Genomic DNA, 18,948 nt, shown 5'->3' on the forward strand with positions numbered 1-18,948 from the left:
GTGATGACCCTGAGCTGCCCCTGAGCCGCCCCCGAGGGACAATCGAGTGGTGTACCGGGAGCGGGCTGCGCGCGCTGTGCCGGGAGCGGTGCTGTGGTCCTGGCGCACGGAGGGCGACGCCGGGACGGGCAGGGTGCTCCCGGACGGCTGCATGGACCTGATCTGGACCGGCGGCGGCCTGCTGGTCGCGGGCCCGGACACAGTGGCGCAGCCGGCCGAGCGGCTGCCGGGCGACCACACGGTCGGGCTGCGGTTCGCCCCGGGGACGGCGCCGGCGGTGCTGGGGGTGGCGGCCTGGGAGCTGCGGGACCGCCGGGTGCCGCTGGGCGCGCTGTGGCCGGGCGCGGAGGCGCGGGTGGCGCTGGAACGCGTCGCCGAGGCGGACGACCGGGCGGCGGCGCTGGAGGCGCTGGTCCGGCAGCGGACGGACGGTCCGGCCCGGGATCCGCTGCGGGAGGCGGTCGGCGACCCGGTGCGCCGAGGGGTGCTGGACGGGCTGCGACGCGGGGTCGGCGTGGCCGGGCTCGCGGCCGAACTGTCACTGAGTGAGCGTCAGTTGCTGCGCCGCTGCCAGGAGTTGTTCGGCTACGGGCCGAAGACGCTGCACCGGGTGCTGCGGCTGGAGCGGGCGCTGGCGGCGGCCCGCGCCGGGGAGCCGTTCGCCCGGGTGGCGGCCGGGGCCGGCTACGCCGACCAGGCGCATCTGGCCCGCGAGGTGCGGGCGCTGGCCGGTGTGCCGCTGACCGAACTGCTGGCCGGGCCCTGAACCGGTCCGGGCCCGGCGCCGAGCGGTCCCGTCCCGGCCCCGGTCAGTCCTGGCCGAGGGGCGCGAAGAGGTCGACGGTATTGCCGTCGGGGTCGTGGACCACGGCGTAGCGCTGGCCCCAGAAGGCGTCCCAGGGCTCCTTGTGCCCGGGGTGCCCGGCGCCGGTCAGCTCCGCGTACACCTTGTCGACCTCGGCCGGGCCGTCGCAGCGGAAGGCCAGCGAGGCACGGGTGCCGCCCTGCGGGGGAGTCCAGCCGGGGTCGATACCGAGGATCACCTCGACGGTGTCCCAGGCCAGCCGCAGGCCGCCGGGGAGCACCGTCTCGACATGGGGCTCGCCGTCCGCCTCGGCCGGGAGGTCGAGGCCGAGACGGCGGTAGAAGGCGAGCGAGGCGGGCATGTCGGCGACGACCAGGCCGAGCAGATCGAATCGTGGAGTCATGCCCGCCACGCTAGGCGACCGCTGACCGTGCGGTCTTGAACGGAACGGACGTCCTCAGGCGCGGGCGTACTGCGGGGTGCGCGGGAGGTCGTGGCCGAGCGCGCGGGCGGCCCGCTGCGGCCAGTAGGGGTCGCGGAGCAGTTCCCGGCCGAGCAGCACCGCGTCGGCCTGCTGCTCGGCGAGGATCGCCTCGGCCTGGTGCGGGTCGGTGATCAGGCCGACCGCCGCGGTGGGCAGGGCGGTCTGCTCGCGGACGGCGGCGGCGTAGGGCACCTGGTAGCCGGGGGCCCACGGGATGGTCGCGTCGGGGACGTTGCCGCCGCTGGAGACGTCGAGCAGGTCGACACCGTGGGCCTGCAGCTCCTTGGCCAGGCGGACGGTGTCGGCGCCGGTCCAGCCCTCCTCCGAGTCCGGCAGCCAGTCCGTGGCGGAGGTGCGGAAGAACACCGGCAGGTGGTCCGGCCAGACCGAGCGGACGGCGTCCACCACCTCCAGGGCGAAGCGCATCCGGTTCGCCGGCGACCCGCCGTAGCTGTCGGTGCGGGTGTTGGAGTAGGGCGAGAGGAACTCGTGCAGCAGGTAGCCGTGCGCTCCGTGGATCTCGACGACCTTGAAGCCGGCCGCCAGCGCCCGCCGGGCCGCGTCGGCGAACTGCCGGACGACACCGGCGATCCCCTCGGCCGTCAGCTCGGCCGGGGCCGGGTTGCCGCCGAAGGCCAGCGGGCTGGGGGCCACCGTGGGCCAGCCGCCCCGTTCGGCCGGGACGGCGCTGCCGCCGTCCTGCCACGGGATGTTGACGGATGCCTTGCGACCGGCATGGGCGAGCTGTATGCCGGGGACGGCGCCTGCGGACTCCAGGAAGGCGGTGATCCGGGTGAACGCCTGCTGCTGCCGCTCGTTCCAGAGGCCCAGGTCCCTGGCGCTGATCCGGCCCTCGGGGCTGACCGCGGTGGCCTCGGTGAGCAGCAGTCCGGCGCCACCGACCGCGCGGGAGGCGAGGTGCTGGAAGTGCCAGTCGTGCGGTGCGCCGGTGTCGGGCCCCTCGGAGGCCGCCGAGTACTGGCACATGGGGGCCATCCACACCCGGTTGGGGATCGTCAGCTCGCGCAGGGTCAGTGGCTCGAACAGCTGGCTCATCGCAGTCCTCAGCAGATAGGGAGCGTTGGCAATAATTGTAAGCGCATGGTGTTTGTGGTGGCGGGCCCGGCCCGGGCAACGGATGCTGGAGTGAGTGACTACCGGCGGTAGCGGAGGAGCGGCGCGATGGCGGGAAGCGAGGGCAGACGCTGGGGGCGGCGTGACTCCAAGGGGCGTGCGCCGGAGCAGGAGTCGCAGCCGCAGCCTGGTGAGGCCCTGGAGGGTGTGGTGCTCGGGGCCGGGGAGCAGGGGCCGGGCGGGCAGAGGCCCGGCGACCAGGGCCCCGGCGGGCAGCGGGCCGGGGAGCAGCGGGCCGGGGAGCAGGCGAGCGCGGACCAGTGGACCCCCGATGCGGAGCCCGTGCCGGAGCCGGTGCGGGTCGATGTCTTCACCGGGCCCGAGTCCGCGTTCTTCGCCACCTCCTCGCTGGTGTTCGGACCGACCGAGGCCGTGCTGGTCGACACCCAGCTGACCCGTGCCGCCGGGAGCGAGCTGGCCGAGTGGGTGGCCGGACGGACCCGGCGGCTCACCGCCGTGGTGATCACCCACCCCCATCCGGACCACTACTTCGGCACCGAGGAGATCCTCCGGCTGTTCCCGGGGACGCCGGTCTACGCCGTGCCCGAGGTGATCGAGGGGATCATCGCCACCGGCCTGGCCAAGGTCGCCCGCTGGCAGCCGGTGTTCGGCGACGACCTGACCTCCACCCCGGTGGTGCCCGGGCCGCTGCCGGGGGGCCGGCTGTGGGTGGACGGCGCCGGGCTGGACGTACTGGCCCTGGGGCAGGGCGACTGCACCGCCTGCAGCGTGGTGCACGTGCCGGGGGCGGACACGGTCGTCGCCGGTGACTTGGTCTACAACGGCACCCATCTGTGGACCGCCGAGACCACGCCCGCGCAGCGCGCGGACTGGCTGGCGAACCTGGAGCTGGTCCGCGGGCTCGGCGCGTCCAGGGTGGTGGCCGGCCACCGCGCGCCCGGGCAGGGGGACGGGGCGGCGGAGGTGCTCGGCTTCACGGCTGGCTACCTGCGCGAGTTCGACCTGCGTCTTGCACAGCACCCGGACGACGCCGCGGCGCTGGTGCGGGCGATGAACGAGAGGTACGCGGAGCTGACCCTGCCGGGCCTGCTGGAACTGAGCGCGGAAGCCGCCACCGCGCGGGGCTGAGCCCTCGGCCGGGCAGGTCGCGGCCGGGCGGGTCGGGGCCGGTCTGTGCGCCGGGGCTGGCCTTGACGTCGGGGTCAAGGTCTAACGTCGTGGCTGTGGGCACGACGAAAGGGGCCGGGATGCGGATCGGGGAGCTGGCGGAGCGCGCCGGGACGACCACCCGCACGCTGCGGTACTACGAATCCCGCGGCCTGCTGCCGGCCCGCCGCGCGGTGAACGGCTACCGCGCGTACGACGAGGAGGACCTGCGGCTGCTGCGGCAGATCAGGCTGCTCCAGGACTTCGGCTTCGAGCTGGAGGAGACCCGTCCCTTCGTCGACTGCCTGCGGGCCGGGCATCCGTCGGGGGACTCCTGCCCGGCCTCGCTGGAGGTCTACCGGCGCAAGCTCGCCGAGATCGACGAGTGCGTCGAGCGGCTGCAGGCCGTGCGGGAGCAGGTGCGCGGGCAGTTGCTGCGGGCGCAGGTGGAGGCGAGCGCGGAAAAGCCGAGTGAACCTCTGTGCGAATGGAAATCCGAGAGCAGCCAAGGGTAAGGGGAGCGCGGGATGGTCCACATCGAAGGTGTTCTGCAGGTGACCGACGAGACGTTCGCAGCCGAAGTCCTCGGCTCCGACATTCCGGTCCTGGTCGACTTCACGGCCGACTGGTGCCCGCCGTGCCGGATGATCGCGCCGGTGCTCTCGCAGGTCTCCGGGGAGCAGCAGGGGCGGTTGAAGGTGGTGTCCCTGGACGTGGACACCAACCCGGAGACGCAGGCCGCGTTCGGGGTGCTGTCGATGCCGACGCTGATCGTCTTCCAGCGCGGCGAGCCGGTGAAGTCGCTGGTGGGAGCACGTCCCAAGCACCGGCTGATGCAGGAGCTCGACGGCCTGTTCTGAGCCGCCGCAGGGTGCGGGCTATGCGGTGGGGGCGCGGGGAGTGCGGTGGCGCAGCGGACGGTAGCGCGTTTGCGTCCCGCGCGCCCCATTCTTCTCACTATTTATGAGATGAGCTGTTTGCCCATGCCACGCTGCGGTTGGCAGGAGGTCTGCCCGCCGCCGCGCGAATCGTCGTTGTCGGGCTGCGCTGATACGACGGGAGAAGAAACCGAAAGGTGTCGATCGGAAGCGCTCTCAATCGAAACGGCCTGCCGCGTATTCGGCAGTCGAAGCAAGCGAAGCAGCCCAAGCAGTCGAAGCAGCCGGGAAAGGCGCCGGCCCCGGTCGCCCCGCCGACCGAACCGCCCCCGCCCCCCGCGGAACCGCCCCCGGTCGGGCCCGCCACCACTGAAGCCGCCACCTCCGAAGCCGCTACTACCGACTCCGCCACCACCGAAGCCGCCGCCACAGACTCCGCCACCGATCCCTCCCCGGCCGGATCCCTCTCGGCCCCGCCGGCCGTCCGCCCCGCCTACGCGCCGATGATCACCGACGCGCCCGGGCTCAACTGGGCCGGCCCCGGCGACGCCTGGAGCCGTGCCTGGGGCGCGCATCCGCCGCAGGCCGCAGCGCTGCCCGCGGCGGCGCTGTCCGGCGCGGACAGCTTCCGGACCACGATCGGGCCGCGGCCCACCCTCTTCCCGCCGATGCCGGACGGGCCGCCGATACCGGTGGCACCGCCTGCGCTGATCGCCAACACGGCCGTCGCGGTACTGCCACTGGGCTCCGCCAGGACCGCCGCGACCGGCCCGACCGCCGAGGACATCGCCCTGGTCCGGCGCAGCCTGGGCGTCCTCGAACCCGTCGCGGACCGGGCCACCGCGCACTTCTACGCCGTGCTCTTCCTGCGCCACCCGGAGCTGCGGGCGCTGTTCCCGGCGTCTATGGACCTGCAGCGGGACCGGCTGTTCCGGGCCCTCCTCGCGGCCGGGCAGGCCGCCGACGACCCGCCCGCGCTGAGCGCCTACCTGGACCGGCTGGCCCGGGGCCACCGCAAGTACGGGGTGCTGAACGAGCACTACGGCCCGGTCGGCGAAGCCCTGCTGGCCGCGCTGGAACGTTACTGCGGACGCTACTGGGACCAGCCGACCGAAATCGCCTGGCGCCGGATCTACCGGGCCATCACCGAGGTGATGATCGCCTCGGCGACCGACGACGCCGCCAAGGCTCCCGCCTGGTGGCAGGCCGAGGTGCTGACGGTCGACCAGGTGTCGAGCGACATCGCGCTGGTCGCCCTGCGCACCGACCAGCCGTACCCGTACCGGGCCGGGCAGTACACCACCCTGGAGGTGCCGATGTGGCCGCGGGTCTGGCGGCAGTACTCGATGGCCTCCGCCCCGCGCCCGGACAGCCCGCTGGCCCTGCAGGTCAAGGCGGTGCCCGCGGGCTGGGTCAGCAACGCGCTGGCGCACCGCACCCGGCCCGGCGACCTGCTGCGGCTGGGGCCGCCCGCCGGGACCATGGTGGTCGACCACGCCAGCGACACCCCGCTGCTGCTGCTCGGCGGCGGCACCGGGATCGCCCCGCTGCTCGCCATCGTCGAGGAGGTGGCCGCCCACGGCCGCCGCCGCACGGTGGAGGTCTTCTACGGGGCCAGGCGGGCTGCGGACCTCTACGCCAGGGAGCAGCTGCTCGCGCTGGCGCGGCAGCACCCCTGGCTCGCGGTGCGCAGCGTGGTCTCCGAGGGCGCGCCGGTGGACTCGGGCCCGACCGGGACGCTGCCCGCGGTGGTCGGCCGGCGCGGGCCGTGGGAGGAGTACGAGGCCTACGTCAGCGGACCGCCCGCGATGATCCGGCGGACCTCGGCGGTGCTGGTCGAGGCGGGGGTGCCGGGTGAGCGGATCCACCACGACCTGCCGGAGGAACTCGGCTGACGGGCGGCGGTCAGACCGGGCCCAGGTCCTCGGCCAGCAGCGCGGTGATGCCCTCGATATTGGCCGCGAGATAGGCGCGCAGCGACGCCGGCACCACGTTCACCGAGGTCACGCCCTCGCGGGTGAAGGGCAGTCGGACGATGTCGTACTCGCCGTTGGGCTCGTCCACCTCGGGGCCGTGGCGGCGGGAGGGGTCCATGGACTCCAGCCGGCAGACGAAGAAGTGCTGGACCTTCACCCCGTCCGGGTGCGCCGGGGTGCCGTCGTCGTGGTGGGTGTAGCGGACGGTGTCGACGAAGGCGGGGACCACGTCCGAGGCCTTCCCGCCGAGCTCCTCGGAGAGCTCGCGGTGCAGGGCGTCGACCACGGTGGGGTCGCTCTGCTCCACGCAGCCGCCAGGGGTGATCCAGTACGGGGTCCGGCCGGGCTTGGTGCGCTTGATCACGACGAGTTCGGGGCCGTGCGGCCCGCTGTCCAGGAGGATCGCTCGGGCGGTGCGTTTGACCACCGGACGTGACATGAATTCCTCCGTGCCGTGTACCTGGTAGGGGTCCGTTCCCAGCAGTGTGCCGCGCGGGGCGGGTGGTGAAACCCGACCGGAACCGGCAGCACCCCCTCCGGTCGGCGGGGAACAGGATCGGTCGTCGGACCGAGGCAAAAACGGAACTTTGCGTGCATTATGTAAAGAAGATGTTCAAATACGGTATTCGGGGGCATCTGCGATGGTGGCAGTGAAAGGTGAGCCGACTCTGATCGGCTCGGTACAACGGGCGCTGCGGCTGCTGGAGGCCGTCGGCGGGTACAGCACCGGCGCCACGGCGAAGCAGCTGGCGCGGTCCGCGGACCTGCCCCTGCCCACCACCTACCACCTGCTGCGCACCCTCGCCCACGAGGGATACCTGCGGCGGGTCGAGGGCGTCTACATCCACGGCCCGGCGATCGGGAACCTGGGCCGCTCCCGGGAGCAGCAGGAGCAGCGGCACGCGATCCGGCGACGGCTGGCCGCGCTCAGGGACGAGCTGGGCGCGCCGGTGTACTTCGCCACCTTCCAGGACGGCGAACTGGCCGTGCTCGACGTGGCCGAGACCTCGGCGCTGCCGGCCGTGCACGAGTGGGCCGACTTCCGCCGCACCGCGCACGCCCATGCGCTCGGCCAGTGCCTGCTCGGCCAGCTGGACCAGGAGGGGCGCAAGGACTACCTCTCCCGCTACCGGCCCGAGTCGCTGACCCGGCGCACCCTCAGCGCCCCCGCGCTGTTCCGCCGGTTCGAGCAGCACCAGCCCGGGCGGCCGGTGCTGGAACTGCAGGAGTACCTGGCCGGGACGGTGTGCGCGGCGGTGCCGGTCGCCCTCGGCGGCTCGGTGGGCACGGTCGGCCTCTCGATCCCGGCGGTGCAGGCCGAACGGCTGCCCGGGCTGGCGGAGCAGCTGAACCGGCGGGTGGGCACGGGGCTCAGCAGCCCCTTTTTCACCATTTGAAAACATCGTCCTTGGCGCGGAACGGGCCGGGAACGGACGATGAGGACAGTAGAGAAGTGACGGCAGGAGTCGAGAGGGACGGGGTTGGACATGGACACAGATGACACCGGAAGCGCGAGGGGCACGGTTGCCGGACGCCTGGTGATGCTGCTCCAGATCTCCCGCGACCTCGCCTTCGAGGTCGACGTGCGGCTGGGCTACAACCCCGCCGACCCCTATGCCGTCCGGCTCACCTTCCACCTGCCCGGGGACGCCTCGGTGACCTGGATGCTCAGCCGGGAGCTGCTGCTCGACGGGCTCAGCTGCCGCAGCGGCGAGGGCGACGTGGTGGTCGAGCCGGTGCCCGGCGAGGACCTGGAGTTCCCCGACGTCCGGATCCGGCTGAACTCCCCGGCCGGGACGGCCGTGCTCTACTCCCCCGCGCTGCCGCTGATCGAGTTCCTGGCCAGGACCGACCAGGTGCTGCCGATGGGGGAGGAGCAGGCGATGGACGAGCTGGAACAGCAGCTGTCGCTGATCCTGGACAGTCTGGACGGGCGCTTCCGCAACGCGGGCTGACGCGGGGGGCGCGGGCCGCGCTGCGGAAGCGGGGACGGAGCGGCGGAGGGACTCAGTCCTCGTCGCGGAAGACCAGGTGCAGCGCCCAGGCCACCACGCTGATGATCAGCGAGCCGAGCAGCGCCGGGACGAACCCGTCCACGTGGAAGTCCAGGTTGAGCTCCCCCGAGGCCCAGGAGGTCAGCCACAGCATCAGGGCGTTGATCACAAAGGTGATCAGCCCCAGGGTGAGGATGAACAGCGGCAGTGAGAACAGCTTGACGATCGGCTTGATCACAAAGTTCACCACGCCGAAGATCAGCGCCACCAGGATCACTGTCAGCGTCTGGTGCTCCCAGTTCGCCGAGGTGAGGGTGATGCCGGAGACGATGGCTGTGGCGACCCAGATGGCCGCCGCGTTGATCAGGGTCTTGACCAGGAAGCGCAACATGCTGTGATCGTCGCAGGAGTACCGGCCGGGACGGAAGCCCTGGCGGTCGTGTGTTCTGCGCCGTGTCCTGCACTGCGTCCTGTGCTGGTTGAATGCCGGAGTCCGAACACGACAGCCGGCACCCCCGCCGGCCGCCGGCCGACCGACAGGGAGCGCGACACCGATGCAGGTATTCCGGATGGACGACCTGGACGCCCAACGCGCCGCCAACGACGGCGCCTACCTGCGCTTCCTGAACGAGCGCAATATGTCCGCGGGCCTGTACGCGCTGGACAAGGGCGGGCTCGACCCGCAGCAGCCGCACAAGCAGGACGAGGTCTACGTGGTCGTCAGCGGCCGGGCGTACCTCACCGTCGGTGAGGAGACCACCACCGTCGGCCGCGGCAGCGTGGCGTACGTGCCGGCCGGCGTCCCGCACCGCTTCCACCACATCAGCGAGGACCTCAGGGTGCTCGTCGTCTTCTCGCCCCCGGAGAGCTGAGCCCATCACCGTGACCACCCTTTCCTTCTCACAGCAGCTCTGGGACTCGGCCGAGGACACCTACCGGGCGATCCTGGACCACCCCTTCCTGCGCGGGCTCGGCGACGGGACCCTCCCCCGCGAGGCCTTCCGGCACTTCGTGGTCCAGGACTCGCACTACCTCCGCGACTACGCGCGGGCGCTGGCGGTCTGCGCCGCCAAGGCGCCGACCGAGCAGGACGTGCGCGCGTTCGCGGACGACGCGGTCGGCGCGCTGGCGGCGGAGCAGGGGATGCACGCCGAGTTCATGGCGGACCTGGACGGCGCCGGGGCGGGTGGCGCCTGGGTGGGCGACGGCGGGGCGGGGGAGGCCGCGGTGGGGGACGGCGAGGTGCTGCCGACCACCCGCGCGTACACCAGCTATCTGCTCGCCACGGTCTACGGCGGGTCCTTCGCCGAGGGCCTCGCGGCGGTGCTCCCCTGCTACTGGATCTACGCCAGGGTCGGTGCGGAACTGCTCCGGACCTCCTCCCCCGACCCGCTCTACGCACGCTGGATCGCCAGTTACGGCGACGAGGCGTTCCAGGGCGTGGTCCGCCGGGTGCTGGAGCTCACCGACCGGATCGGCGCGGAGCTCGCCCCCGCCGAACGGGCCCGCGCCGTCCGGCACTTCGCGCTGACCTCGCGTTATGAGTGGATGTTCTGGGACGCCGCCTGGCGCGGCGAGACCTGGCCGGTCTGACCTCCTCCCGGAGGAGGCCCCTGTGGGGGACTTATCCGGGTCATCTCAGGGGTCCGGAGGCTCCAGCGGCACCCCTCGCGGCCGTACGATCGAGGCACAGCAACTGAACGGACGGGCCCGAGGCCCCGAGGCCCCGGGACACCCCGCGGGGGAGGACGGACATCATGAACGACATCTGGAAGACGCTTCCGGGCTGGGTGCGCAACATCGTGGTCCCGGTGGTCGTGGTGATCATCGCCCTGTGGCTGATCTTCGCGGTGCTGGGCGCGGTGTTCGCGGTCGTGGGCGTGCTCTTCGGCTGGGCCTTCCGACTGCTGCTGCTGCTCGCCCTCGGCGCGGCGGTCGTGATACTCGTGAAGAAGGCCTCCCGCTGACGAGACGTCATTCATGTTTCACGTGAATCACTGAATCAGGGACTCTGCCGGAATCCGTCCGGCAGGGCCCCCGCGCTGTTCCGGCGGGTCCGTGCTGACCCGGGGTCAGCGGCGGTGCCGGTGCCGGGAGCCCGCCGCGACCGGCTCGGCCGCCGGGGCGCCGCTGCTGCTCCCGCTGCGCTGCCGGGGCAGCGGCTTGCGGCCGTCGCGGGAGGCGACCAGCGCGGCCAGGGCCGTGGTCAGCGGGACCGAGGCGATCAGGCCGATGCTGCCGACCAGGGTGCGGACGATCTCCTCGGCGACCAGTTCGCTGGTGGCGACCGTCCAGATCCCCCGGTTGGCGATGGAGAACAGCAGCATCAGCGGCAGCGCCGCCCCCGCGTAGGCCATCACCAGGGTGTTCACGGTGGAGGCGATGTGGTCCCGGCCGATCCTGATGCCGGCCCGGTAGAGCGCGCGGGCGCCCATGGTCGGGTCGGCGGCGCGGAGCTCCCAGACCGAGGACGCCTGGGTGACCGTCACATCGTTGAGCACCCCGAGCGAGCCGATGATCACACCGGCCAGCAGCAGCCCGGGCAGCTTGATCCCGGTGTAGAGCGAGTGGACCAGCGAGGTCTCGTCCGAGGTATTGCCGGTCAGATGGGTCAGCCCGATGAACACCTCGCCGAGCACGCCGATCAGCGACAGTGAGGCCAGGGTGCCGATCACCGCCACCGAGGTGCGGGCGGACAGGCCGTGGCAGAGGTACAGCGCCAGGAACATGATCGCGCCGCCGCCGATCACCGCCACCCGCAGCGGGTCCTCCCCCTTGAGGATGGCCGGCAGTACGAACAGCGACAGCACGCCGAAGCTGATCGCCAGCGCGACCAGCGCGGCCAGCCCGCGCAGCCGTCCGACCAGGACCACGGCCAGGGCGAAGACCCCGGCCAGGATCGCCAGCGGGAAGGAGCGGTCGGCGTCGCTGACGGTGTAGCGCAGCGCGACGGGCGCGGTCGGCTGGTAGTCCATCACCACCTTCTCGCCGGCGCTGTAGACCGCGGTCTGGTCCGGGGTCAGCGTCTGCTGGACCGAGGTGCCCGCGTCCTTGCCGCTGGTCAGCCGGACGGTGACCAGGGTGCAGGCGTTCTCGGCCGCGGTGGCGCCGGCCGTCGGCGGGGCGCCGGCGTCGCAGGGCGCGGACCTGGTCGCGGTGACCGTGCCGGTGACCGTCGCCTGGTCGAAGCCCAGGCCGGTGGAGGCGTGCGCGGGCAGCCGTCCCGGCCACATCAGCACCATCCCGGCGACCACCGCGACCGCGAACGGGATCAGCACCGCGGCGATGATCCGGCGCAGCCGCCGGGAGGCCGGGGTGGCCGGGCCGTGGTCGTGGCTGTGTCCGCTGTGGCCGCTGTCGTGGCCGTGCTCATGGGGGTGGTCAGCCACGGGAGAGGGTCCTTCCGGAGACGCGCGCAGTGCTGCACGGTACCCGACCAGGCTGAGCGACGGGTGGGAGCCCTGCCGGGACCGGGGCGCGGGTGCGGCGACGGGCGGGGACGGGCCTGGCCGGGCGTGGCCGGGCGGCGACGGGTGGGTCCGGGGGGCGACGGGTGTCGACGGGTGTCGACGGGTGGGGCTTCGGAGGCCCTCTGGCCAAGCCGGGGCCGGGGTCGCTACGGTGGGCGACATCTCGATTGCAGACGCGGGAGCTCGGAGCACCGGGCTGAGAGGGCGCTGACCGCCGTTGCGGATCCATCCGTACGGCAGCTGCTTGCGCCGACCGCACGAACCTGACCGGGTAATGCCGGCGTAGGGAGAAGTAGGTCTGATGACCACGTACGACGCACAGCAGCAGCAACAGCCTGCCGCCACGACTGTCGCCGACAGCACCGGCACCGGCTACCCCACCCCCGCCTGGCGCAAGGCGTACCGGACCGGGAGTGCCGCCGGCTCCCGTCCCGACCTGCGGGTTCCCTACCGGGAGGTGCGGTTGGGCAACGGCCGGACCGTCCCGCTGTACGACACTTCCGGCCCGTACACCGACCCGGAGTACACCGCGGACGTCCGGCGCGGCCTGCCGCCGCTGCGGGAGGGCTGGATCGGCCAGCGCGGCGACACCGAGGAGTACCACGGGCGGGAGGGCCGCCCCGAGGACGACGGCCTGAAGCACACCGCGCCGCGCGGTGGTTCCGCAGGACGCGGCGGTCCCGGCGGTGGCGCCGGCGCCGGCGGCGGCCTGGCCAACCTGGACGCGGTGTTCCCCGGCCGCCCGCGGCGCCCGCGCCGGGCCCGGGAAGGCGCGGCGGTGACCCAGCTCGGCTACGCCCGGCGGGGCGTCGTCACCGCCGAGATGGAGTTCGCCGCGCTCCGGGAGGGTTTGGACCCGGAGCTCGTCCGGACCGAGATCGCCGCGGGCCGGGCCGTGCTCCCGGTGAACGTGAACCACCCCGAGGTCGAGCCGATGCTGATCGGCAGCCGGTTCCTGGTGAAGATCAACGCCAACATCGGCAACTCGGCGGTCACCTCCTCGATCGAGGAGGAGGTCGAGAAGATGTCCTGGGCCACCCGCTGGGGCGCCGACACCGTGATGGACCTCTCCACCGGCCGCAACATCCACACCACCCGGGAGTGGATCCTGCGCAACTCCCCCGTCCCGATCGGCACCGTGCCGCTCTACCAGGCGCTGGAGAAGGTCGACGGCAAGGCCGAGGACCTGGGGTGGGACGTCTACCGCGACACCGTGATCGAGCAGTGCGAGCAGGGCGTCGACTACATGACCGTGCACGCCGGGGTGCTGCTGCGGCACGTCCCGCTGACGGCCCGTCGGAAGACCGGGATCGTCTCGCGCGGCGGCTCGATCATGGCGGCCTGGTGCCTGGCGCACCATCAGGAGAACTTCCTCTACAGCAACTTCGAGGAGCTCTGCGACATCCTGCGGGCCTACGACGTCACCTACTCGCTCGGCGACGGCCTGCGGCCCGGGTCGATCGCGGACGCCAACGACGAGGCGCAGTTCGCCGAGCTGACCACCCTCGGCGAGCTGGGGCGGATCGCCCGGGCCCGCGACGTGCAGGTGATGATCGAGGGCCCGGGCCACGTCCCGATGCACAAGATCAAGGAGAACATGGACCTGCAGAAGGAGATCTGCGACGAGGCCCCCTTCTACACACTCGGCCCGCTCACCACGGACGTCGCCCCCGGCTACGACCACATCACCTCGGGCATCGGCGCGGCGATGATCGCCTGGTGGGGGACGGCGATGCTCTGCTACGTCACCCCCAAGGAGCACCTCGGCCTGCCCGACCGCGACGACGTGAAGACCGGCGTGATCACCTACAAGATCGCCGCCCACGCGGCGGACCTCGCCAAGGGCCACCCCGGCGCCCAGGACTGGGACGACGCCCTCTCCGACGCCCGCTTCGAGTTCCGCTGGGAGGACCAGTTCAACCTGGCCCTCGACCCGGAGACGGCCCGCGCCTTCCACGACGAGACCCTCCCGGCCGAACCGGCCAAGACCGCCCACTTCTGCTCGATGTGCGGGCCGAAGTTCTGCTCCATGAAGATCTCGCACGGCATCCGCGAGGAGTACGGCGCCGCGTTGGACGCCGAGGCGGGGATGCGGGCCAAGTCGGCGGAGTTCGCCGCTGCCGGCAACCGGGTCTACCTGCCGCTGGCGGACTGACCCGCCCCGCACGCCGGTGCGGCACCTGGAGCACGAGGGGACTCCAGGTGCCGAACCGCGGGTCAGCCGCCCAGGTGGGGGCTGTAGAGGGCGGAGAGGAAGCGGGTGGCGATGAGTTCGCGGACGGCCGGGGGGAGGGCGTCGAGGAGGCGGTTGACCGGGGCCATCCTGGCGGGGCCGTCGGCGCTGCTCAGGTCGATGCCGGCGGCCGGCAGCAGCGCGGCGAAGGTGGCGTTGTCGAGCTCGGTCAGGTCCACCTGCTCCAGCAGGGCGACGATGTCGGCCGGGGGTCGCGGCGGCCCCAGTGGGCGGACCGCGTCGGCGGATTCGGCCAGGACCGCGAGCAGGTCCTCGACACCCTCGGCGCTGACGCCGGTCAGGGTGAGGTGGAGGTTGGCCGGCAGCCCGTCCACGCTCAACTGCGGCTGGAGGAAGAAGCCGCGGGCCCGGCTCTCGTCGGCGAGGGCGAAGAGGTCCAGGTCGGCATCGGTGCCGAGGGCGACCAGGGTCGCGTCCGGCGAGCCCAGGACGGTGAGTCCTTCGATGGCCTTGACGCCCTCGATCACCCGGGCCGTGGCCGCGAGCGCGGCGCGGCCCAACTCGCGGTAGCCGTCCTCGCCCAGGGCCTGCATCGTGGCCCAGGCTCCGGCCAGCGGCCCGGCTCCTTTGCTGCTCTGGACGGTGGGGTTGACCACGGTGTAGCCGGGCCAGACGGCGCAGGCGTAGTAGGCGCGCAGGCGCATGGCCTCGTCGCGGAACAGCAGCACCGACGCCCCCTTGGGCGCGTAGCCGAACTTGTGCAGGTCGCAGGAGAGCGAGGTGACGCCGGGGACGGACAGGTCGAAGGCCGGTACCGGCGCGCCCGCGTCGGCCAGCCAGGGCAGCAGCCAGCCGCCGACGCAGGCGTCGACATGGCAGGGGATCCCGCGCCGCGCCGCGTCGGCGGCGATCTCGGCGACCGGGTCGATCACACCGTGGGCGTAGGAGGGGGCGGAGGCGACGACCAGGACGGTGCGGTCGGTGCGGGCGGCGGCCATCGCGTCCGGGTCGGCGCGGAAGGTGGCCGGGTCGACCGGGGTGCTGACGACCCGGACCCCCAGGTAGGCGCCGGCCTTGTGGAAGGCCGCGTGGGCGGTGGCCGGTATGACCAGCTCGGGGTCGGTGAGGTCCGGGCGGGCGTCGCGGGCGGCCTTGACGGCCAGGATGATCGACTCGGTCCCGCCGCTGGTGAAGATGCCGGGGGTGGCGTCGTCCCCGCCGAGACGGGCGGCGGTGGCCCCGACGACCTGGCGCTCCAGCGCGACGACGCTGGGGAACGCGGTCGGGTCGAGGCCGTTGACCTCCAGCATCGCCAGGTAGGCCTGCTCCGCCGCCGCGCGGACCTCGGGGCGTCCGCTGTCGTAGACGTAGGCGGTGGTGCGGCGGCCCCTGGTCGGCAGGTCGGCGGCGCGGAGCGCGGCCAGGTCGGCGAGCAGCTCGGCGGTCGAACGGCCGGTCGCGGGGAGGCCGGGGTGTGCGGGGGCGGTGGAGGCGGAGTCGGTCATGGGGCGGACGGTATCCGACTCATGGTGACGGCCGGGAGCCCCCGGTGGAGTTGTCCACAGGCCACCCGCAGTGAGGGCAGCCTGTGGACAACCGGGTGTCAGCGGCGCCGACGGTTGAGCTGGGCCATCCCCTGGCGCAGCTCGGACATGTCCTGGCTCATCGCCGACACGTCACTGCGGATCTCACGGACGTCGTCACCGACGCGGCAGAGCTGCTCGCTCATCGCGCCGATCACCCGCCCGTGCGCGTCCAGACGCCGGTCCACGGACCGGGTCCAGTCCGCGAGTCGGGCCTGGTCAGGGCCGGTGTACTGCTCGGGCACGTACGCCTCCGGGTGGGCCTGGAGGTACTCGTGCTCGTCCCAGTGCGGCCCCGGGCCGAGCCGCCGACCGGGCGGCAGGCCCCAGTACGGCGGCGCGACCTCCGGCTCGGGCCGGCCCGCCGCCGCCTCGGTGTCGAGGAGGTAGGTGCGGACCCGGCGGGCGACCTCGCTGTCCCGCAGCAGCATCCCGACGTACAGGACGGCGCGGCGGGGGAACAGGGCCAGGGAGGGCGTCCTGGCATGTACGCCACTGATGTTCTTGAAGGACATCAGTTCCTGACCTGCGATAACGCGGTAGCCGGTGTCGGCCAGCTCGTCTCGGTGCTCCTTGATCAAGGACTGGATGGCCTCGATCCCGACCTCGTAGTAGTCGGCGACCATCCTCGTGGTGACGTGGATGTCGTCCGGGAGCAGGGACAGGGCCTTGACCCGGTCCAGGACCTCGGTGCGGGTGCTGACGCTCGCGCGCAGGGCGCGGGACTCCAGCAGGGCTACTTCGGGTGGCATGACTCTGCCTTCCCCTTCGTATGGGATGAATGGAATGGATGCCCCCATCCCGGGGCTCAGGGCCGTCCCACCTGGACGGTCAAGGGCACGAGTCGCATACGTCCACAGATTCCATGGGCCGGACCTAACCGGCCAACTCCCACTTGGGTACTCGCCGCGTCATCTCACTCGGATTGCTCGTGCGCACTCTGAGCAACGATCTGATCGTCCTACGGTTACGCCAAGTGGTGGATTTCCCGACAGCGCGTACGGCCGCCGGAGAACTTGTAGAACAAGCCTGCGGCGGGGCTGTCCGATCGGCGGATATTCGATCGGCCCTCTTGCCGGGGCCGCCTACCCTGGTGGCATGAAGATGGGAATTGTGGGTGCCACGGGCCAGGTCGGTGGCGTTGTACGCCGGATCCTCGAGGAGCGGGACTTCCCGGTGACGGAGCTGCGGCTGTTCGCCTCGGCCCGCTCGGCCGGCAAGGAACTGCCCTGGAAGGACGGCACGGTCACCGTCGAGGACGCGGACACCGCCGACTACGCCGGTCTGGACATCGTGATCTTCTCCGCCGGGAAGACGGCCTCGCTGGCGCTCGCGCCCAAGGTCGCCGCCGCCGGCGCCGTGGTGATCGACAACTCCTCCGGCTGGCGCTCGGACCCGCAGGTGCCGCTGGTGGTCTCCGAGGTCAACCCGCACGCCATCGCGGACCGGCCGCTCGGCATCATCGCCAACCCGAACTGCACCACCATGGCGGCCATGCCGGTGCTGCGCCCACTGCACCAGGAGGCGGAGCTGGCCGCGCTGGTGGTTGCCACCTACCAGGCGGTGTCCGGCAGCGGCCTGAACGGCGTCGCCGAACTGCAGGGCCAGATCGACGCGGTGGGGTCCAAGGCCAGCGCGCTGACCCATGACGGCGCGGCGCTGGAATTCCCCGAGCCCAAGCAGTACGTCCGTCCGATCGCGTTCAATGTGCTGCCGCTGGCCGGGTCCATCGTGGACGACGGCCTGAACGAGACCGACGAGGAGCAGAAGCTCCGCAACGAGAGCCGGAAGATCCTGGAGATCCCGGACCTCAAGGTGTCCGGCACCTGCGTCCGGGTCCCGGTGTTCAGCGGCCACTCACTGCAGATCAACGCCCGCTTCGCACGGCCGATCAGCCCGGACCGCGCCCGCGAGCTGCTCGCGGACGCGCCCGGCGTGGAGCTCTCCGAGATCCCGACCCCGCTGCAGGCGGCCGGCCAGGACCCCTCCTACGTGGGCCGGATCCGGGCGGACGAGACCGTGGAGCACGGGCTCTCGCTGTTCGTCTCCAACGACAACCTGCGCAAGGGCGCGGCGCTGAACGCGGTGCAGATCGCCGAGCTGGTCGCGGCCGAGCTGACCGCGAAGCAGTGACCGCTAAGCGGTAGCCGTACCAGGTCGGCCGGGGCCGGCGGTGACTACCGCCGGCCCCCGTTGACGTCCGCGTCCTCGTCGTCGTCGTTCCTGAGGAAGCGGGAGGACGGGCGCGGTCCCGGCACCGGGGGCGCCACCACCGGCGGCGGGACGTGCGGGCTGAGCACGTCCGGGTCCTGCCGGGGGACCTGGAAGGTGGGGCTGGTGAAGCGCGGGCTGCTGAAGTGCGGCTCGTCGTCCTCGGACGGGGCGATCTCATGGCCGCGCTCGTCGGTGATCCGCTCCGGCCCGGGGCTGGTGAAGCCGGGGCTGCTGAAGTGGATCTCGCCCTCCTGCTGCTCGACCTCCTCCCCGTCGCGGTCGCTGATCCGCTCCGAGCCGGGGCTGGTGAAGCCCGGGCTGCTGAAGCCGAGCCGGGGCCGGGCGCGGACCAGGCTCACCCCGGCCGGGCGCGGACCGGGCGGCCTCGGCACCGTGCCCAACTGCGCCAGCAGGTACGGCAGCAGGCCGCGTTCGCGGAGCGCGCCGTGCCAGGTCTCCCTGGCCTTGGCCAGTTCCGCGTAGAGCTCGGGGTTGCGGCCGTCCGGCGGGGTGTGCCCGTCGCGGTTGGCGGTGAGCAGCAGTCCGATGATGTCGCCGCAGATCGACGCGGTGCAGATGACCAGGGCGACCAGCCCGGCCGAGATCATCGGATGGCCGGAACTGCTGTGGTCGGCCAGCAGGGCCCAGCCGAACAGCAGCAGCACCAGCCCGCTGAGTCCGGACAGGATCGGCAGCAGCACGGCGATCAGCGGCACCCAGCCGGCCCGTTCGGCCGCGGTGAAGGCGCTCTCGGGCGCCTGCCACTGGGTCGGCTCGTCACCGCCGATCCGGTCCCAGGCCGGGACGATCGCGGTCTGCCGGGCCTGGTCCCGCAGTTGGACGAAGTAGCTGTACTCGGCCGCAGCGGTGGCCGAGACCTCGGCGTAGGCGGTCATGGCGCGGGTGTGCAGCTGTTCGACGTTGGGGCCGGTTGGCGCGCGCCGCAGGGCGGCGCGGACCTGTTCGTTGTGCAGCAGTTCCTCGAGGATCCGCGCGTAGTCGAGCTTGTCCTCGGCCTGCAGGAACGGAGCGTTGTCCATCTTCCACCTATCCCCCGAACGGCCCGTCGGCTACCCGTGGAGTGGTTCGGGTCGCGGGCCTCAGGACGG

General features: G+C 72.5%; 20 protein-coding genes. 12 read left to right on the forward strand and 8 right to left on the reverse strand.

Annotation, left to right across the window (positions count from 1 at the left end):
- Positions 1-49 precede the first annotated feature (49 nt).
- The gene (locus ACEZDG_RS14880) at positions 50-766 is read left to right on the forward strand and encodes a helix-turn-helix domain-containing protein (protein ID WP_380508392.1); all 717 of its coding nucleotides are present in this window, start codon (positions 50-52) and stop codon (positions 764-766) included.
- A 43-nt stretch (positions 767-809) separates the two neighbouring features.
- On the opposite strand, the gene ACEZDG_RS14885 is transcribed toward ACEZDG_RS14880, so the two are convergent.
- Positions 810-1,208 (reverse strand): VOC family protein, encoded by a 399-nt coding sequence (locus tag ACEZDG_RS14885; RefSeq protein ID WP_380508394.1) that lies wholly within the window; start codon positions 1,206-1,208, stop codon positions 810-812.
- Between the two features lie 54 nt (positions 1,209-1,262).
- Positions 1,263-2,345, reverse strand: a complete 1,083-nt coding sequence (locus ACEZDG_RS14890) for an NADH:flavin oxidoreductase/NADH oxidase (RefSeq protein WP_380508396.1) — start codon at positions 2,343-2,345, stop codon at positions 1,263-1,265.
- A 126-nt stretch (positions 2,346-2,471) separates the two neighbouring features.
- Between ACEZDG_RS14890 and ACEZDG_RS14895 the strand changes: the two genes are divergently transcribed.
- The 4 genes from ACEZDG_RS14895 to ACEZDG_RS14910 all read left to right on the forward strand — a co-directional run bounded on the left by ACEZDG_RS14895 (position 2,472) and on the right by ACEZDG_RS14910 (position 6,303).
- Positions 2,472-3,512, forward strand: coding sequence for an MBL fold metallo-hydrolase (locus ACEZDG_RS14895; protein ID WP_380508399.1), 1,041 nt, complete (start codon positions 2,472-2,474; stop codon positions 3,510-3,512).
- Positions 3,513-3,631: 119 nt separating this feature from the next.
- On the forward strand, positions 3,632-4,045 hold the full coding sequence (locus tag ACEZDG_RS14900) for a MerR family transcriptional regulator (RefSeq protein WP_380508557.1): 414 nt from the start codon (positions 3,632-3,634) through the stop codon (positions 4,043-4,045).
- Positions 4,046-4,057: 12 nt separating this feature from the next.
- On the forward strand, positions 4,058-4,390 hold the full coding sequence (gene trxA, locus ACEZDG_RS14905) for a thioredoxin (RefSeq protein ID WP_380508402.1): 333 nt from the start codon (positions 4,058-4,060) through the stop codon (positions 4,388-4,390).
- A gap of 215 nt (positions 4,391-4,605) precedes the next feature.
- The gene (locus tag ACEZDG_RS14910; RefSeq protein WP_380508405.1) at positions 4,606-6,303 is read left to right on the forward strand and encodes a globin domain-containing protein; all 1,698 of its coding nucleotides are present in this window, start codon (positions 4,606-4,608) and stop codon (positions 6,301-6,303) included.
- A gap of 10 nt (positions 6,304-6,313) precedes the next feature.
- Here the strand turns inward: ACEZDG_RS14910 and ACEZDG_RS14915 are convergent, their stop codons facing one another.
- Entirely contained in the window at positions 6,314-6,823 is a 510-nt protein-coding gene (locus ACEZDG_RS14915) for an NUDIX domain-containing protein (protein WP_380508408.1), read from the reverse strand.
- Positions 6,824-7,025: 202 nt separating this feature from the next.
- On the opposite strand from ACEZDG_RS14915, the gene ACEZDG_RS14920 reads away from it, so the two are divergent.
- Together ACEZDG_RS14920 and ACEZDG_RS14925 are read left to right on the forward strand one after the other, a co-directional pair.
- Positions 7,026-7,781 (forward strand): IclR family transcriptional regulator, encoded by a 756-nt coding sequence (locus ACEZDG_RS14920; RefSeq protein ID WP_380508411.1) that lies wholly within the window; start codon positions 7,026-7,028, stop codon positions 7,779-7,781.
- Between the two features lie 90 nt (positions 7,782-7,871).
- Positions 7,872-8,339: an SsgA family sporulation/cell division regulator gene (locus ACEZDG_RS14925; RefSeq protein WP_380508414.1), complete on the forward strand. Its 468-nt coding sequence runs from the start codon at positions 7,872-7,874 to the stop codon at positions 8,337-8,339.
- Positions 8,340-8,391: 52 nt separating this feature from the next.
- On the opposite strand, the gene ACEZDG_RS14930 is transcribed toward ACEZDG_RS14925, so the two are convergent.
- Positions 8,392-8,769, reverse strand: coding sequence for a phage holin family protein (locus ACEZDG_RS14930; RefSeq protein WP_380508417.1), 378 nt, complete (start codon positions 8,767-8,769; stop codon positions 8,392-8,394).
- A 163-nt stretch (positions 8,770-8,932) separates the two neighbouring features.
- Between ACEZDG_RS14930 and ACEZDG_RS14935 the strand changes: the two genes are divergently transcribed.
- From ACEZDG_RS14935 to ACEZDG_RS14945, 3 genes are all read left to right on the forward strand, one after another.
- Entirely contained in the window at positions 8,933-9,250 is a 318-nt protein-coding gene (locus ACEZDG_RS14935) for a cupin domain-containing protein (protein WP_380508420.1), read from the forward strand.
- A 10-nt stretch (positions 9,251-9,260) separates the two neighbouring features.
- Positions 9,261-9,971: a TenA family protein gene (locus ACEZDG_RS14940; RefSeq protein WP_380508423.1), complete on the forward strand. Its 711-nt coding sequence runs from the start codon at positions 9,261-9,263 to the stop codon at positions 9,969-9,971.
- A gap of 164 nt (positions 9,972-10,135) precedes the next feature.
- Complete coding sequence (locus ACEZDG_RS14945) at positions 10,136-10,345, forward strand: hypothetical protein (RefSeq protein ID WP_380508426.1); 210 nt, start codon at positions 10,136-10,138, stop codon at positions 10,343-10,345.
- 105 nt (positions 10,346-10,450) lie between these two features.
- On the opposite strand, the gene ACEZDG_RS14950 is transcribed toward ACEZDG_RS14945, so the two are convergent.
- Complete coding sequence (locus tag ACEZDG_RS14950; RefSeq protein WP_380508560.1) at positions 10,451-11,797, reverse strand: YibE/F family protein; 1,347 nt, start codon at positions 11,795-11,797, stop codon at positions 10,451-10,453.
- Positions 11,798-12,149: 352 nt separating this feature from the next.
- Here ACEZDG_RS14950 and thiC point away from each other — a divergent pair, with 352 nt between their 5' ends.
- Positions 12,150-14,003, forward strand: a complete 1,854-nt coding sequence (gene thiC, locus ACEZDG_RS14955; RefSeq protein WP_380508429.1) for a phosphomethylpyrimidine synthase ThiC — start codon at positions 12,150-12,152, stop codon at positions 14,001-14,003.
- A gap of 62 nt (positions 14,004-14,065) precedes the next feature.
- Here the strand turns inward: thiC and ACEZDG_RS14960 are convergent, their stop codons facing one another.
- Positions 14,066-15,547 carry a pyridoxal phosphate-dependent decarboxylase family protein gene (locus ACEZDG_RS14960; RefSeq protein WP_380508432.1) on the reverse strand — a complete coding sequence of 494 codons (1,482 nt, stop codon included), beginning with the start codon at positions 15,545-15,547 and terminating at the stop codon, positions 14,066-14,068.
- Between the two features lie 98 nt (positions 15,548-15,645).
- Positions 15,646-16,377: a hypothetical protein gene (locus ACEZDG_RS14965; protein ID WP_380508435.1), complete on the reverse strand. Its 732-nt coding sequence runs from the start codon at positions 16,375-16,377 to the stop codon at positions 15,646-15,648.
- Positions 16,378-16,723: 346 nt separating this feature from the next.
- Here ACEZDG_RS14965 and ACEZDG_RS14970 point away from each other — a divergent pair, with 346 nt between their 5' ends.
- The gene (locus ACEZDG_RS14970; RefSeq protein ID WP_380508438.1) at positions 16,724-17,758 is read left to right on the forward strand and encodes an aspartate-semialdehyde dehydrogenase; all 1,035 of its coding nucleotides are present in this window, start codon (positions 16,724-16,726) and stop codon (positions 17,756-17,758) included.
- A gap of 44 nt (positions 17,759-17,802) precedes the next feature.
- On the opposite strand, the gene ACEZDG_RS14975 is transcribed toward ACEZDG_RS14970, so the two are convergent.
- A complete protein-coding gene (locus ACEZDG_RS14975) occupies positions 17,803-18,879 on the reverse strand; it encodes a hypothetical protein (protein ID WP_380508441.1) in 1,077 nt (358 codons plus the stop codon).
- Positions 18,880-18,948: the final 69 nt, after the last annotated feature.

It is taken from the genome of Streptacidiphilus alkalitolerans, assembly GCF_042511045.1.
GTDB lineage: Bacteria > Actinomycetota > Actinomycetes > Streptomycetales > Streptomycetaceae > Streptacidiphilus > Streptacidiphilus alkalitolerans.

Bases quoted from the DNA above. Each gene is read 5' to 3' on its own strand.
- ACEZDG_RS14925 (WP_380508414.1), top strand. From the start codon at position 7,872: ATGGACACAGATGACACCGGAAGCGCGAGGGGCACGGTTGCCGGACGC.
- ACEZDG_RS14900 (WP_380508557.1), top strand. From the start codon at position 3,632: ATGCGGATCGGGGAGCTGGCGGAGCGCGCCGGGACGACCACCCGCACG.
- ACEZDG_RS14915 (WP_380508408.1), bottom strand. From the start codon at position 6,823: ATGTCACGTCCGGTGGTCAAACGCACCGCCCGAGCGATCCTCCTGGAC.
- ACEZDG_RS14895 (WP_380508399.1), top strand. From the start codon at position 2,472: ATGGCGGGAAGCGAGGGCAGACGCTGGGGGCGGCGTGACTCCAAGGGG.
- ACEZDG_RS14945 (WP_380508426.1), top strand. From the start codon at position 10,136: ATGAACGACATCTGGAAGACGCTTCCGGGCTGGGTGCGCAACATCGTG.
- trxA (WP_380508402.1), top strand. From the start codon at position 4,058: ATGGTCCACATCGAAGGTGTTCTGCAGGTGACCGACGAGACGTTCGCA.
- ACEZDG_RS14960 (WP_380508432.1), bottom strand. From the start codon at position 15,547: ATGACCGACTCCGCCTCCACCGCCCCCGCACACCCCGGCCTCCCCGCG.
- ACEZDG_RS14965 (WP_380508435.1), bottom strand. From the start codon at position 16,377: ATGCCACCCGAAGTAGCCCTGCTGGAGTCCCGCGCCCTGCGCGCGAGC.
- ACEZDG_RS14935 (WP_380508420.1), top strand. From the start codon at position 8,933: ATGCAGGTATTCCGGATGGACGACCTGGACGCCCAACGCGCCGCCAAC.
- ACEZDG_RS14885 (WP_380508394.1), bottom strand. From the start codon at position 1,208: ATGACTCCACGATTCGATCTGCTCGGCCTGGTCGTCGCCGACATGCCC.
- ACEZDG_RS14920 (WP_380508411.1), top strand. From the start codon at position 7,026: ATGGTGGCAGTGAAAGGTGAGCCGACTCTGATCGGCTCGGTACAACGG.
- ACEZDG_RS14890 (WP_380508396.1), bottom strand. From the start codon at position 2,345: ATGAGCCAGCTGTTCGAGCCACTGACCCTGCGCGAGCTGACGATCCCC.
- ACEZDG_RS14970 (WP_380508438.1), top strand. From the start codon at position 16,724: ATGAAGATGGGAATTGTGGGTGCCACGGGCCAGGTCGGTGGCGTTGTA.
- ACEZDG_RS14975 (WP_380508441.1), bottom strand. From the start codon at position 18,879: ATGGACAACGCTCCGTTCCTGCAGGCCGAGGACAAGCTCGACTACGCG.
- thiC (WP_380508429.1), top strand. From the start codon at position 12,150: ATGACCACGTACGACGCACAGCAGCAGCAACAGCCTGCCGCCACGACT.
- ACEZDG_RS14930 (WP_380508417.1), bottom strand. From the start codon at position 8,769: ATGTTGCGCTTCCTGGTCAAGACCCTGATCAACGCGGCGGCCATCTGG.